This window comes from Rhodococcus sp. FG69 (assembly GCF_057808915.1).
Genome location: NZ_JBMDIX010000004.1, coordinates 1 through 13954 on the forward strand (window position 1 = coordinate 1; position 13954 = coordinate 13954).

General features: G+C 64.0%; 12 protein-coding genes. 6 read left to right on the forward strand and 6 right to left on the reverse strand.

Annotated features, from left to right (window positions below; translation table 11 throughout):
* On the reverse strand, positions 1-1663 hold a 1663-nt coding region (locus tag ACODSO_RS04865; RefSeq protein ID WP_489035457.1), incomplete at its 3' end, for an HNH endonuclease signature motif containing protein.
* Positions 1664-1788: 125 nt separating this feature from the next.
* On the opposite strand from ACODSO_RS04865, the gene ACODSO_RS04870 reads away from it, so the two are divergent.
* Entirely contained in the window at positions 1789-2730 is a 942-nt protein-coding gene (locus tag ACODSO_RS04870) for an NADP-dependent oxidoreductase (protein ID WP_489035458.1), read from the forward strand.
* Positions 2731-2769: 39 nt separating this feature from the next.
* Here ACODSO_RS04870 and ACODSO_RS04875 read toward each other — a convergent pair whose 3' ends face one another.
* On the reverse strand, positions 2770-2976 hold the full coding sequence (locus ACODSO_RS04875) for a dodecin (protein ID WP_489035459.1): 207 nt from the start codon (positions 2974-2976) through the stop codon (positions 2770-2772).
* A 133-nt stretch (positions 2977-3109) separates the two neighbouring features.
* On the opposite strand from ACODSO_RS04875, the gene ACODSO_RS04880 reads away from it, so the two are divergent.
* The 3 genes from ACODSO_RS04880 (at position 3110) to fgd (ending at position 5283) form a co-directional block, all read left to right on the forward strand.
* Positions 3110-3838, forward strand: a complete 729-nt coding sequence (locus ACODSO_RS04880) for a GNAT family N-acetyltransferase (protein ID WP_489035461.1) — start codon at positions 3110-3112, stop codon at positions 3836-3838.
* Between the two features lie 7 nt (positions 3839-3845).
* Positions 3846-4193 carry a YidH family protein gene (locus tag ACODSO_RS04885; RefSeq protein ID WP_489035463.1) on the forward strand — a complete coding sequence of 116 codons (348 nt, stop codon included), beginning with the start codon at positions 3846-3848 and terminating at the stop codon, positions 4191-4193.
* A gap of 76 nt (positions 4194-4269) precedes the next feature.
* Positions 4270-5283 (forward strand): glucose-6-phosphate dehydrogenase (coenzyme-F420), encoded by a 1014-nt coding sequence (gene fgd / locus ACODSO_RS04890; protein ID WP_489035465.1) that lies wholly within the window; start codon positions 4270-4272, stop codon positions 5281-5283.
* A 152-nt stretch (positions 5284-5435) separates the two neighbouring features.
* Here the strand turns inward: fgd and ACODSO_RS04895 are convergent, their stop codons facing one another.
* Positions 5436-5945 (reverse strand): nitroreductase/quinone reductase family protein, encoded by a 510-nt coding sequence (locus tag ACODSO_RS04895; protein WP_489035467.1) that lies wholly within the window; start codon positions 5943-5945, stop codon positions 5436-5438.
* A 60-nt stretch (positions 5946-6005) separates the two neighbouring features.
* Here ACODSO_RS04895 and pta point away from each other — a divergent pair, with 60 nt between their 5' ends.
* The gene (pta, locus tag ACODSO_RS04900; RefSeq protein ID WP_489035469.1) at positions 6006-8093 is read left to right on the forward strand and encodes a phosphate acetyltransferase; all 2088 of its coding nucleotides are present in this window, start codon (positions 6006-6008) and stop codon (positions 8091-8093) included.
* Positions 8090-9274, forward strand: coding sequence for an acetate kinase (locus tag ACODSO_RS04905; RefSeq protein ID WP_489035471.1), 1185 nt, complete (start codon positions 8090-8092; stop codon positions 9272-9274). Before pta ends, ACODSO_RS04905 begins: the two co-directional genes overlap by 4 nt.
* On the opposite strand, the gene ACODSO_RS04910 is transcribed toward ACODSO_RS04905, so the two are convergent.
* From ACODSO_RS04910 to ACODSO_RS04920, 3 genes are read right to left on the reverse strand one after another with little or no spacing between them, the layout of a single operon-like run.
* Complete coding sequence (locus ACODSO_RS04910) at positions 9259-11589, reverse strand: serine/threonine-protein kinase (RefSeq protein WP_489035473.1); 2331 nt, start codon at positions 11587-11589, stop codon at positions 9259-9261. The genes ACODSO_RS04905 and ACODSO_RS04910 overlap by 16 nt on opposite strands.
* 10 nt (positions 11590-11599) lie before the next feature.
* Positions 11600-12583 carry a glutamate ABC transporter substrate-binding protein gene (locus ACODSO_RS04915; protein WP_489035475.1) on the reverse strand — a complete coding sequence of 328 codons (984 nt, stop codon included), beginning with the start codon at positions 12581-12583 and terminating at the stop codon, positions 11600-11602.
* The gene (locus ACODSO_RS04920; RefSeq protein WP_489035477.1) at positions 12580-13884 is read right to left on the reverse strand and encodes a hypothetical protein; all 1305 of its coding nucleotides are present in this window, start codon (positions 13882-13884) and stop codon (positions 12580-12582) included. The genes ACODSO_RS04915 and ACODSO_RS04920 overlap by 4 nt, the downstream gene beginning before the upstream one ends.
* Positions 13885-13954: the final 70 nt, after the last annotated feature.

Genomic DNA, 13954 nt, shown 5'->3' on the forward strand with positions numbered 1-13954 from the left:
TCGCGTGGTGATGGTAGTGGCACAGTGGGTGCAGATTCGAGGTGATAGTCCAGCCACCGGCTCTCGGGTCGTTGTGGTCGAACGGGACGATGTGGTCGATGTCGCATCGTGCTGCGGGCACACTGCAGCCCGGGAATGTGCACGTGCAGTGTGTTGCGCGAGTGAGCGCGACGAGTTCTGCCGACGGCCGGTAGGTCAGTGCCCCCGGCGGTGGTTCGCTCATGCCGCCGTGCCCGTCCGGGTAGATTCCCGCCGCGAGTGAGGGGGCCGCCGCGGCGGCGGCGAGGAAAGCCGCGATTGCTTCCGACAGTGCCACATCACGACCCGCGGAGGACCGTGCACGGCCTGCGCGTGCCGCCGGTGAACGGGTGTTGTCGGTGGTGGGATCGGGAAGCGGCGCGGCAGGACGAACCCGGCCGCGCGCGATGATCCGGAATGCCCGCGGTGCACCCGCCGACCCGGAATTGGTGACACCGCCGCCCCCGGGCTCGGAAGCCGAATCGCCTTCCGCGGTGTCGCCTTCCGCGGTGCGGCCTTCCGCGGTGTCACTGTCGGGTGCAGTCTCCGATGCCGGCACCGGTTCGGACTCCGGTTCGGGCTCGGGCTTGGGTGCCGGTGCGGTGCTGGGCGCCGGCGGTGTTGCGTCCGAAACGGTCGCGGTCGCGGTCGCGTCGCGGGGTTCGGGGTCGGCTTGTGCCCGAGCAGCGTCGAGCACGTCGGTGAGAAATGCCTGCCATCGAGCGTCACCGGCGATCATGCGTGCGGTCTGCGGGTCGAGCACGGTCCCATCGCCGAGAGTGGCCGGCTCGCTGGACAATCCGAGCAGCGATTCGATACTGATCATGATCTGCAGCAGATGCTGCCTGCGAGGCTTCATCCGATCTGCTGCACCACGCACCGCGCACGTCTGATGGCCACACAGGCACGCGATCACGTCCTCGCGGTGGATCAGCGCGATCAACGCATGCCCACGCAACTGCTTCTTGCTCCGCGGATCGCGCGAACACACAGTCCCGGCCAACTCTTCGAGAATGGAGTCGCATTCGGCGCCTTCGAGCGCGGTCATCTTCGCGAACAAACTCGCCATGCCATCGTCGCATCGTTTGATGCTCGCGCACCGTTCCTCGGACTCGGCAGCCTTTCGTGCAGCGTTCGCCTCGGCTTCGTCATGGTCGATCCAGTGACTCCACACCCGCTCACGCAACGCCTTGGCATTGCAGCGATACGCCGCGGCCACTACATCAGGCTCGATTGCCTGCACGGTCTCATCGCTGGCCTTGGCCAACGTCAACGCGATCGCCCGCACCCGGGAATAGTCCAGATCACCCACCGCGAACGCCTCGCCCACCCCATGCAGACGCCACGCCAACTGCTTGCTGACCACGATCATCTCCCGCGTGACCGTCCGAGTCAGCGACAACGCCACCGCTGCTTCACATTCAGCAGCCTTCTCCGCACGCACAAGGTCCGCATCTCCGCCGGCATCGAACAGATCCGCCTCCGCACACACCCGGAAATCGATCAGACCGTACAGACGACGAACAAGGGCAGCAGCCGCGACATTCTCAGCACGGCGGGCATCGGACAACCCGTCGAGCAAACCCGACACACACGCCTCGCTCTCGCGTCGCCTGCAGTCCATATCGCCCCCCGGCATCCCCATGACAACCAAGAGTAATAGAACATATGTTCTAGTGCAACCGTGGGAAGAGCGAATCCGACATGAACCTCGGAGGATATCGAGATCCATTCGGGAACTATCCGAGTCGAGAAAAGGTTGATCGGAACATGACACGAGTAGCGGTGGCGACAGCATTCGGTGGGCCGGAAGTCCTACACATCGTCGATGAGGCTGTGGCCGCCCCTGCGGCAGGTCAGGTCCTCGTCGAGGTCAAGGCGATCGGCGTGAACCCGTTCGACTACAAGGCGTACAGCGGGGCATTCGGGAAAGATCCTTCGACTCTTCCGCTGCACCTCGGTAGCGAAGCAAGTGGTGTCGCGATCGCGGTGGGGGACAATTCGTCAGGCCCGGCTGGTCCTATCTCCGTCGGCGACGAGGTGATCGTGTCAGGCGCGCAGGGGACGTACGCCGAAAAGCTATTGGTACCAGCCGAAGCCGTCCTCCCGAAGCCGAAGTCGCTGGACTGGGAGGTTGCAGCCGGCCTGCTCGCAGTAGCGGGCACCGCGTACGACACCCTTGTGGTGACCGGCGTTTCGGAAGGGGACACCGTGCTCGTGCACGGCGCAGCGGGTGGAGTCGGATCGATGGTCGTTCAGCAGGCGAGGGCTCGCGGAGCACGCGTCATCGGCACTGCGCGGGCCGTTAACCATGACGCGCTGCGCGGGTATGGTGCGGAGCCGGTCGAATACGGCGCCGGTCTGCTGGATCGAATCAACGAGATCGCTCCCAGCGGTATCGACGTAGCTATCGACACCGTGGGCACGGACGAGGCGGTGGACGTGTCTTTGGCGTTAGTCACCGACAGGAAGCGCATCGTCACCATCGCGGCATTCGGGCGCGCTGCCGAGGACGGCTTCCTATCGGTCGGGGGCGGGAACGCCGAAAGCGCGCAGCGGCGCAAGGCTGCTCGTCTCGGTCTGGTGAACTCGGCTGGCGCAGGAGATTTCACGGTGTCGATCGCCAAGACGTTTCCACTCGATCAGGTAGCCAAGGCACACCAGGAACTGAAATCGGAGCACCCGCGAGGAAAGTTCATTCTGATCCCGTGACCGAATCTACCTTCGTCGCTGCAAGATACGGCTTTCCCATTACTCCAGCTTGAAGCCGACCTTCACCGTCACCTGAAAGTGCGCGATTGCACCGTTCTCGATGTGCCCGCGGGTCTCGACGACCTCGAACCAGTCGAGGTTGTTCAATGTGGTGTTCGCGCGTGCGATTGCTCTACGGACGGCATCGTCGGTGCTCTCGGTCGATGTCCCGACGATCTCGGTGACGCGGTAGACGTTATCGCTCATGTAACGATGCTCCTTCTCGGGCGGTGGACATCAGTGGTGCATGTCCATGTTTCTATGGATTCCTCGGATTCGAGGCATATTCGCGGGCTGCTGCAGGTTGAACCGAGCGGAATACGACAGTGAGAGGCGGACGGTGAGCACGCAGTCCATCGACGAACCCGGCATCCACCCCCTCGACGACCCCATCCGAGGGTCGTTGCGGGGCGCACACTCGCGGTTCGCGCGGACGGTCGGCAACACCTCCCGCTTCGATCCGGAGGTCTCACCGTTCCTCGGCCATCCGACCGTCATCGAGGAAGCGGACTTCGACGACATCATCGAGCTGTTCGGTCCCGATCAGGTCGTCTCATTGCGTGGCGTCGACCATCGCGTTCCAGCACACTGGCACATCGTCGATCGATTCGAACTGGTGCAGCTCGTCGGACACCACCTCGATACTCGCCCGCACCCCGATGCAGTCGTTCTGGGGGCGTCGGATGTCCCTGAGATGCTCGAACTCGTGAAGCAGACCAAGCCCGGCCCGTTCCTGCCGCGTACCCACGAACTCGGCACGTACCTCGGTATCAGGGAGAGTGGCAGGCTCGCCGCCATGGCCGGTGAACGAATGCGTCCGGCAGGCTGGACCGAGATCAGCGCCGTCTGCACCGACGCTGCCTATCGAGGGAGGGGACTGGCAACCGAGCTCGTGCGGGCCGTCGGCCACGGTATCCGCGAACGCGGCGAAATACCGTTTCTGCACGCGTCGGCGTCCAACGAACGCGCGATCCGTCTGTACCTGTCGATCGGATTCGAGCTTCGCCAGCGGTCGCTGCTGACGTTGGTGCGCACGCCCTCGAGCAGTCTCGACGGTGGACCGGCATGATGATGTGGTGGCAGACTCACCGGAAACCCGCCCCGACGAGCGCTTCACCCTCGCCAGCGAACGGACGTTTCTCGCATGGATGCGGACGTCGTTGGGACTGCTCGCCGGCGGCATAGCCGTCGTACATCTTGTTCCCGACTTCAGCACCGGATGGGTCAGGACGACGCTCGGCCTCGTGCTGATTCTGATGGCAGCATCTGCTTCGATGGTCGGGCTTCGGAGATGGCGGCAAGTGCGCAAAGCTCTCGAAACCGGTGCGCCGATGCCCGAGGCCAAAGATCTCTGGATCTTCGCCGTCGGGATCGGAGCCATCGCAGTGATGGCGGCGGTGGTGACGGTACTGGGGATCAAGTAGTCGGTCCGGTGTGTCGGACATCTCGACGCAGAGTGCACAATCGGAGCACCTAGTGGTCTTAGAGAGGGAGCAGCGCGTGGCGAAGGCTTTGAAACTTGGATACAAGGCGTCGGCGGAGCAGTTCGGTCCGCGGGAGCTCGTCGAACTCGGTGTTCTCGCCGAGCAGCACGGAATGGACTCCGCGACGGTCAGCGACCACTTCCAGCCGTGGCGACACGAAGGTGGGCACGCACCGTTCTCGCTGGCATGGATGACGGCCGTCGGCGAGCGAACCAACACCATCCAGCTCGGCACCTCGGTGTTGACGCCGACGTTCCGCTACAACCCCTCGGTCATCGCACAAGCCTTTGCGACGATGGGCTGCCTGTACCCGGGGCGGATCATGCTCGGCGTCGGCACCGGTGAAGCTCTCAACGAAATCGCCACCGGATTCACCGGCGAATGGCCTGAGTTCAAGGAGCGCTTCGCCCGGCTGCGCGAGTCCGTTCGGCTGATGCGCGAACTGTGGCTCGGAGACCGCGTCGACTTCGACGGCGAGTACTACACCACGAAGGGCGCATCGATCTACGACGTTCCCGAGGGCGGAATTCCGGTTTACATCGCGGCCGGCGGTCCCGTCGTGGCGCGGTACGCAGGGCGCGCAGGTGACGGATTCATCTGTACCTCCGGCAAGGGGATGGAGCTCTACACCGACAAACTGCTCCCCGCCGTCGAAGAAGGCGCAGGCAAGGCCGAGCGCGACGCCGGTGAGATCGACAAGATGATCGAAATCAAGATCAGCTACGACACCGACCCCGATCTGGCGTTGGAGAATTGCCGCTTCTGGGCACCGCTGTCGTTGACTCCGGAGCAGAAGCACTCGATCGACGATCCGATCGAAATGGAGAAGGCTGCTGACGAACTGCCGATCGAGCAGGTCGCAAAGCGCTGGATCGTCGCCTCCGACCCCGACGAGGCCGTCGAGAAGGTCAAGCAGTACACCGACGCGGGCCTGAACCACCTCGTCTTCCACGCCCCCGGCCACGACCAGAAGCGGTTCCTCGAACTGTTCGAGCGCGACTTGGCTCCGAGGCTCCGGACGCTCGGGTAGCGAACTCGGTACAGACTGCTCGCCCCGGACGGTTGGCTCGCTCGCCCTACACCGCTTGAATGGTCCATCCATACGCTTATGTCGTATCGATGGACCATTCAAGCGATGGTCGACAGGTCAGCCGCGGGACCATTCGAGCGATGGTCGACGGGTCAGCCCGCAGCCAGAGCGAACATCCTCATGTCCCGGTCGGTGCGATTCTTGTACTCCCCGTACACGCGGACCATGTCGTTGAAGGCGTCGTAGATTCTTGCTTTCTCGGCGCCCATGACGGGTGTTGCTGTGACGGGGATCTTCTTACCCCCGATTGCGACGGTTGCGTGGGGGTCGGCGAGGAGATTCGACGTCCACGCCGGATGGTGCTGTTGCCCGAAGTTGCTCCCGACGACGAAGAGTCGATCACCCTCGCGGTAGTACAGGAGCGGTGACGTACGAGGCTTGCCGGACTTGCGGCCCGTCGTGGTCAAGAGCACGACGGGCGCGGCGATGGGGCCGAGAACAGTGAAGCGGCCGTTGGTGCGTTCGAGCAGCGCTCTGTCGACGCCCGCTAAATTTCTGATCACCCACGAACCGGGCTTGGTCGCCGCGAACGCGATCGCGGGCTTACGGATGAAGCTGGTCTCGCTGCCCCAACGGACGTCGGGAAACGGTGATTCGGCCATGACCGATCTGACTCCCGCAGGTCACGTTCTGTCAACTATCGACCCGCTACGCTGGCGGGCATGGCCGAGCCAGCATCGAGCATCTACATCGCCTCACCCGAAGGTGACACCGGGAAATCGACCATCGCATTGGGAGTGCTGCAGATGTTGTGCGCCTCCGCTGCCCGCGTCGGGGTGTTCCGTCCCATCGCCCGGTCGACGACGGAGACCGACTACATTCTAGAACTCCTCCTAGACCACACGACGGCGGATCTGTCGTACGAGCAGTCACTCGGTGTCTCGTACGAGGCGGTCCATTCGGATCCCGATGCCGCACTCGGTGACATCGTCGCAAAATTCCACGACGTCGCAGCCCAATGCGACGCAGTGGTCATCGTCGGCAGCGATTACACCGACGTCGCTAGTCCCAGCGAACTGAGCTTCAACGCGCGTATCGCGGCGAACCTCGGTGCACCGGTCCTTCTCGCGTTGAGCGGATCGGAAAGGTCGACGGAAGAAATCGTGCAGCTGGGGCAGCTGTGTCAGGCCGAGCTTCGTCAGCATCATGCGCACCTCGCCGCGGTCGTCGCGAACCGCTGTGATCCCGACAAGCTCGACGAGATCACCTCCGCGCTCGAACCTCTCGGCGTGCCCGCGTGGAGTTTGCCCGAGATCCCGCTTCTCATCGCACCGACCATGTCCGAGCTGCTCGATGCCGTCGACGGCGCGCTGTACAGCGGTGACGCGGAACTGATGCAGCGCGAGGCACTGCACGTCATGGTGGGCGGTATGACGGCCGAACACATCCTCGAACGCCTCACCGAAGGCGTCGTCGTCATCGCACCTGCGGACAGGTCCGACGTCCTCCTCGCCCTCGTGAACGCACATGACGCCGAAGGATTTCCCTCACTGGCGGGCATCATCATGAACGGCGGGATCGAGCCGCACCCGGCCATCGCGCGCCTGGTCGCAGGACTCGGTCCGCGCCTCCCGATCCTGACTACCGACCTCGGTACCTTCGATACCGCATCCGCCGCTGCCAAGGTGCGTGGCCGGGTGGCGGTGGGTTCGCAGCGAAAGGTCGACACCGCGTTGAGCTTGATGGAGCAGCGAGTCGACGCGCGCACCCTGCTGGACCGACTCGAACTCACTATTCCGTCGATCACCACTCCACAGATGTTCGAATACCAGCTCATTCACCGAGCGCGGGCACATCAGAAGCACATCGTTCTGCCCGAGGGCGGCGACGACAGGATCCTCAGAGCAGCGGGTCGATTGGCGCAGCGACAGGTCGCCAAGCTGACCATTCTCGGCGAAGAGGGCCCGATCCGAAGGCGAGCCGCCGAGCTGGGCGTCGACCTCGACGGAGCACAGGTGCTCGACCCCAAGACCTCCGAATACATGGAGGACTTCGCGGCCGAGTACACCGAGCTGCGCAAGCACAAGGGCATGCGTATCGAACGTGCTCGCGAGATCATGACCGACATCTCGTACTTCGGAACCATGATGGTGTACAAGGGAATCGCCGACGGTATGGTCTCCGGCGCCGCCCACACCACAGCCCATACCATCCGACCCTCCTTCGAGATCATCAAGACAGCCGACGGCGTCAATACCGTATCGAGCATCTTCCTGATGTGTCTGTCGGATCGTGTTCTTGCGTACGGTGATTGCGCGATCGTTCCCGACCCTTCGGCGGAGCAACTGGCCGACATCGCGATTTCATCGGCTGTCACCTCGGCGCAGTTCGGCATCGAACCACGTGTCGCGATGCTGTCCTACTCGACCGGCGACTCCGGCAGCGGCGTAGACGTCGACAAGGTCCGCGAGGCCACTCGTCTTGTCCGCGAGCGCAACCCGGAGTTGCTCGTGGAGGGGCCCATTCAGTACGACGCCGCGATCGAGCCCTCGGTCGCGAAGTCGAAGCTGCCGGACTCCGAGGTGGCGGGGCGCGCGACGGTGTTCATCTTCCCTGACCTCAATACCGGAAACAACACCTACAAGGCCGTCCAACGCAGCGCCGGCGCCGTCGCGGTCGGTCCTGTACTGCAGGGGCTTCGCAAGCCTGTGAACGACCTGTCCCGTGGGGCACTCGTCGAAGACATCGTCAACACCGTTGCGATCACGGCGATCCAGGCTCAGAGTATCGAAGAGGGGAACCGGGCGTGAGCATCCTCGTCGTCAACTCCGGCTCGTCCTCGGTCAAGTTTCAGCTGGTCGATCCGGCATCCGGGGAATCGTTGGCCTCGGGGCTCGTCGAGCAGATCGGTGAGTCCGAGGGGCGCGTCGTACTCGAGCACCGCGGCTCCGAGACCGAGAATCGCCGCGAGATACCCGATCACGGCGTCGGACTCGCGGTTGCCTTCGAGATGCTCGAGGCCTCCGGTGTCGAACTGGGTTCGGACGTGACCGCGGTCGGACACCGCGTCGTGCACGGGGGAGAGGTCTTCTACCGTCCGACGCTCATCGACGACGACGTGCTGCAGCAGATTTCCGATCTCAGTGCTCTTGCGCCTCTGCACAATCCGCCCAACGTGCTCGGAATCGAAGTGGCCAGAAAGCAGCTCCCCGACGTGCCCCATGTCGCGGTGTTCGATACGGCGTTCTTTCATGGGCTTCCCGCCGCTGCGGCGACGTACGCCATCGATCGAGATGTCGCGAAAGCGCACGGAATTCGCAGGTACGGCTTCCATGGAACGTCGCACGAGTATGTGTCGCAGCAGGTTACGCGCTTCCTCGGGCGCGAGGGTCTGAATCAGATCGTGCTGCACCTCGGTAACGGAGCGTCCGCGTCCGCCATCCGCTCCGGCGTTCCGATCGACACCTCGATGGGGTTGACCCCGCTCGAGGGCCTGGTGATGGGAACCCGCAGCGGCGACATCGACCCGGGCGTCGTCATGCACCTGAAACGCAGCGCGGGCATGGACGTGAACGCCATCGACCAATTGCTCAACCGATCATCCGGGCTCAAAGGGCTCGCCGGAGTCAACGACTTTCGCGTACTCGGCCGCAACATCGACAACGGCGACGCCGACGCGAAACTGGCGTACGACGTCTACATCCACCGGCTGCGCAAATACATCGGTTCCTACATGGTGATACTCGGTCGGCTCGATACCATCACTTTCACCGCTGGGGTAGGTGAGAACGCCGCAGGTGTTCGCGCGGACGCACTCGCGAACCTCGAAGGATTCGGTATCGAGATCGATGCCGAGCGAAATGCAGTGCGCAGCAGAGAACCTCGAATAGTGTCGTCCGATGCGTCGACGGTGACGGTGCTCGTGGTCCCCACCAACGAAGAACTGGCAATCGCTCGAGCCACTCAGCAGGTGACTCAGAACAGTGATTGAGGCCTGATCGCGTTCGCCAGATCGACGAGGGTGTACCGGTGCGCGCGATCGGTTGCGTTGCGTGCCAACGCCCGAAGCCCAGCCTCGGTACCGGTGCGTAGACCGGTCTCGGTGAACGGCGCGCCGAGGATCGGCTCGCGCTCGGCCTCCACCGCGTGACCCGATCGGACCCAGTCCATCGCCATGGCCAGAACCAACGTCCGCATCTGAAGGGCGCGAGGTTCGCGACCGGGGAGCATCGCAACTCGCCGGGCGGCCTCCCTGAAGTCCTCCTCCTCCAGATCCGGTGACGGACGATCCATCAACAACGTCAGCACACTCGTCATCCGGGCCACGGCATAGTGACGCGAGCTGATGGGAACCTGATCGAGCACCTCCACCGCTGCCGCCGGATCGCTGCGGTACATCATCTGCCTGGCAAGGCCGAACGCCGAGCTCACCACCGCGCGATTGGTGCGCCACACCGACAGATAGTACGACTCGGCGCAGGCCCGCCACTTCTCGCGTTCGTCCGTGTCGAGGCGCAGGGTGCCTTCCATGATCAATTCGGCGCTCGCAGCCAGGGCGATCTTGGGCGCGAGCTCGCCGGGCATGGCGTCGAGCACCTTCTCGAAATGGTTGGAAGCGTCGTTGAACTCGTTCTTGAGCAATCCGATGAGTCCGGCGTACCACTCGACTCGCCACGGATCGGGACCGTCGGTACGTACCTGCTTCAGCACCGATTCTGCCGTCCCGGTGTCGCCCAGATCGATGTGGGCTTTGACCTCGGCCAGCGTGATCTCGAGACCGCCGGGTGACCCGTCGGCGAACCGCTCGATTCCGTTACGACGCGCGTGTGCAAGCGAATCCAGCGTTTGCTGGGGCGCGCTGTGCACCGCTGCCGCGAGAAGCGGCGCGCTGGGGTCGAGGGGGTCGACCAAGGGCACCGGAAGAGCCGACACGACCTCCCTGGCACTGATCCGGTCGCCGCGTATCTTGCCGTCGACATAGGTGTCGGTCCGACCGACCGACTCCTCCGTACCGAACGTGGTACGCGGAGGGCTGAACGCCGTTGACAGTCCGGGGCGTTCGGTCCCGGTCTGCAGGGCGAGAATCTCGCGGAGCACACCCGTCGCCTGGCTTGCCAGTACCTCGGCCGATGAAAACCTCTGTGTCGGATCGGGATTGGTTGCGCGCAGGAGTAGCCGCTTGAACGACGGATACTTGCGGAGCAGTTCGTGGTCCTCGTCGGACGGAATGCCCGCGTCGTACTTCCCCTTCGTCGACGGCATATCGAGAGTGAGGACCGCAAGCGTGCGCCCGGCCGTGTAGATGTCCGACGCCACCGTCGGACCTGTCTCGACGATCTCCGGCGCCTGGTATCCGGCTGTGCCGTAAAGGTATCCGTAGTCCTCGATCCCGGCCACCGCCCCCAGATCGATGAGCTTGATCTGGTCATCGGTGACCATGATGTTCTCCGGCTTGAGGTCGTTGTAGACCAAACCGATCGAGTGCAGATACGCGAGCGCAGGCAGAACTTCCAGCACGTAGGCGATTGCCTGTTCGACGGGCATCCGGGCGGACGTATCGCCCTGGGCGGACAGAATCTCCCGCAGCGATCGACCACCGACGTACTCCATGACGATGAAGCCGATCTTGGTGCCATCGGATCTAAGCTGTTCGACGAAGTTGTAGATCTTCACGACGCCCGGATGTGCCACCTCGGCGAGGAATTGGCGCTCTGCGACCGCAACTGCGTGCGCCTCGTCGTCGCCGAAGTGCAACAGCCCCTTGAGGACCACCCAACGGTCACTGACATTGCGGTCGATCGCAAGATAGACCCAGCCGAGGCCGCCGTGCGCGATGCAGCCTTGGACCTCGTACTGCCCGACGACAAGGTCGCCGGGTTCGAGGAGTGGCGTGAAGTCGAACCGCGCCCCGCAGTGCGGACAGATTCCCGACGGGTTGTCGGGCTCACCTTCGGCACTACGACCGACCGGCGAGTTGCACTTCCAGCAGAAGCGTTTCCGCGCAGGCACAGTCGGATCGGACATGACCGCGGTAGCTGGATCGACAGGATCGACCCGCGGGATCTCCACCAAGCCGGCGCCGAGGCGTCGCCTCGTGTCGGTGCGGTGCGAACGGCTCGAGCGAGTTCGCCCCGACGTCCGCGACGAACGAACCGGGGACGCGGCTGTGGCCTGCGTTCGAGCTACTGCTTGTGTTCGGTCGACAGCTTGTGTGCGGTCGACAGCTTGGGTTCGGTCGACTGCCTGGGTTTGCTGCGAGGGTGCGGTCGTCGGGCCTGTCGGAGTGTCGGAATCGCGAGTACTCATACTTTGCCCGTCAGTCCACGTACTGGGGGAAGGGTGCGCCGGGGGAGCTGCCCATCACACTGAGCCAGCGGTCGTACAGGCGATTCCAGGTCCCGTCGCGGCGGATCCGTTCGAGCGTGCCGTTGACGAACCGGACCAAATCCTCGCTCTCCTTCTTGATTCCGACGCCGTAAGGCTCCGGGCTCAGGCTGTCACCGACGATCTCGAGATACGGATCCTGGGCGGCCAGACCGGCGAGGATGGCGTCGTCGGTACTGATGGCGTCGACCTGCCTTTGCTGAAGCACGACGAGGCAATCAGACCACATCGGCACCGTCGTGATCTGTGCCGTCGGCACGATTTGCTGAAGCCTGCGCAGCGACGTCGTGCCGTCCACCGCGCAGACCCGCCTGTTCGCAAGATCCGCAACTCCGTTGATACCGGAACCGCGCACGGCGAGCACCCGATGCTGCGCCTGGAAGTACACGGTCGAGAACGACACCTCCTCCTTGCGGGCGCACGTGATGGTCATGGTCTTGACCACGACATCCACCGTCGAATCCTGCAGTGCCTCTACGCGTTCGGCGGACGTGAGGATTCTGAAGTCGACGCGCTCGGGATCGCCGAAGAGGTCGCGTGCGATCTCGCGGGCGATGTCGACATCGAATCCGACGAGCTTGCCCGTCATCGGATCGAGAAAGCTGAACAGATTGCTGCCGGTATCGAGACCCACGATCAGTCGCCCCCGCTCCCGCACGGCGTCCACCGTCGGAGTCGGTGGTGCGTTCTCTGCGGCCATTCCGGCCGGTGTCGGACGAAGGCTGGCAGTGGGTCTGGCGCACTGGGGTTCGGTGGAGCCGGGCTCGGGAGCATCGGTGGGCGGGCCTGCACCGTCGGGAAGCGGTGGCTCGGTGTAGCTGATCTCGGCCTCGGGCGGCAGTGCTGGAGTGGCCACGCAGCCCGTGGTGAGGATGCCGACGAGTATCAGTGTCAGGAGTGCAAGGAGTTTGTTCACAGGTACTCACGCAACCTCGGGATGAGGCCGACGGCCAGCGTCGCTGCCGCGGCGATCGTGAGAACAACTGCGCCCGAGGGCAATCCGGTCAGAGAGGACTTGGCGCGTTCCACGTTGCCGCGAAGTTCGCCTCGTGCGTTCTCGATACCATCGATCAACATCTCGTCGAGTGCATCGAACTGGAAGGCCGAATCGACCACCCCACTCCCCGTCGCAATCGTGACCGCAGTGTTGAAGTCACCGACGGCCAATGCACCGTCGATCCGCTCGTGAGCCGTCTGCCATTTGGCGAGCGATTGGGTCATCGCCGCGTCATCCTCGAACAATTCTCCGAGTTTACGTGTGTTCTCGTCGAATTCGGCGTCGTACTCCCGTGCACTTCCTCGGCGGACGAGGTTGAGGGTCTCGTCGGATCGGGCCTGCTGCGCGAGAATGAAACCGGTGGTCAATTTCTGCAGCGGCGTGACGCCTCGGTCGAGGGCGCGATCGGTCGCAGTTGCCGAGATCAGACCGGCCACCAACATCCACCCGAGCAGAATCGCGACCATCGCCGAGGCCGTCAGAAATCCTAGGTTCAGCGTGCGGTGCGTCCGAGCTGACAGGTATATCTGAGCCAGTACCAGCAGCGCGAGAGTCACGACGATCATTCCGATGGCGAACACGGGTGGATTGACGAATCGCTCCTGATCGGTCGACACACGCGAAGCCTGCTCGGTGTACAGCCGTTCAGCCCGGGGGAGGAGCGAGGTCTGCATCAAGGTCGACGCCTCGCCCAGGTACGACGCGCCGACCGGGTTGCCGCTGCGATTGTTGGACCGGGCCGTCTCCACCAGGCCGGTGTATACCGGCAAGGCAGCCCCGATCTCGGTCAGCGCGGTGCGGGCCTCGTCGTCGGTCTCGCCGAGACCGCCGGACGCGCGAATGATCTCGGCCCCGGCCTCACCGATGGCCTGGGCGTAGCGATCGCGAACCTCCTGCGGTTCCAGGCCGCCGGAGATGAATGCCGTCGACGCTGCGGCATCCGCGACCGACAGGGCGCCGTAGAGGTTCTGAGCCGAATTGGCCAGTGGCTCTGTGCGCACCAGCAACGAGTCGAGTGTTTCGGCTCGGTCGGACACCGCCCCCGCTGTCACGAAACCGGTTCCGACGGTCGCCAGAACCAGGAGCACTCCGAGAGCGATCATGCGCACCGGCGTCGACCGCGCCAGCCGCTGCAGCTCGCGTCTCGAGTCGCTTCCCGAGGACGAAGCTGCTGTCGTGGGAGGTACGGCAGCAGTGGGTGTCGTGCCGACCACATTCACAGGTTCGAGCATATAAGTTCCGGGCCGTCACGCGTACGTGGACGGGGAAGACCCACGAAGAACGGTCCCC

Bases quoted from the DNA above. Each gene is read 5' to 3' on its own strand.
- ACODSO_RS04870 (WP_489035458.1), top strand. From the start codon at position 1,789: ATGACACGAGTAGCGGTGGCGACAGCATTCGGTGGGCCGGAAGTCCTA.
- ACODSO_RS04875 (WP_489035459.1), bottom strand. From the start codon at position 2,976: ATGAGCGATAACGTCTACCGCGTCACCGAGATCGTCGGGACATCGACC.
- ACODSO_RS04895 (WP_489035467.1), bottom strand. From the start codon at position 5,945: ATGGCCGAATCACCGTTTCCCGACGTCCGTTGGGGCAGCGAGACCAGC.
- pta (WP_489035469.1), top strand. From the start codon at position 6,006: ATGGCCGAGCCAGCATCGAGCATCTACATCGCCTCACCCGAAGGTGAC.
- ACODSO_RS04910 (WP_489035473.1), bottom strand. From the start codon at position 11,589: ATGAGTACTCGCGATTCCGACACTCCGACAGGCCCGACGACCGCACCC.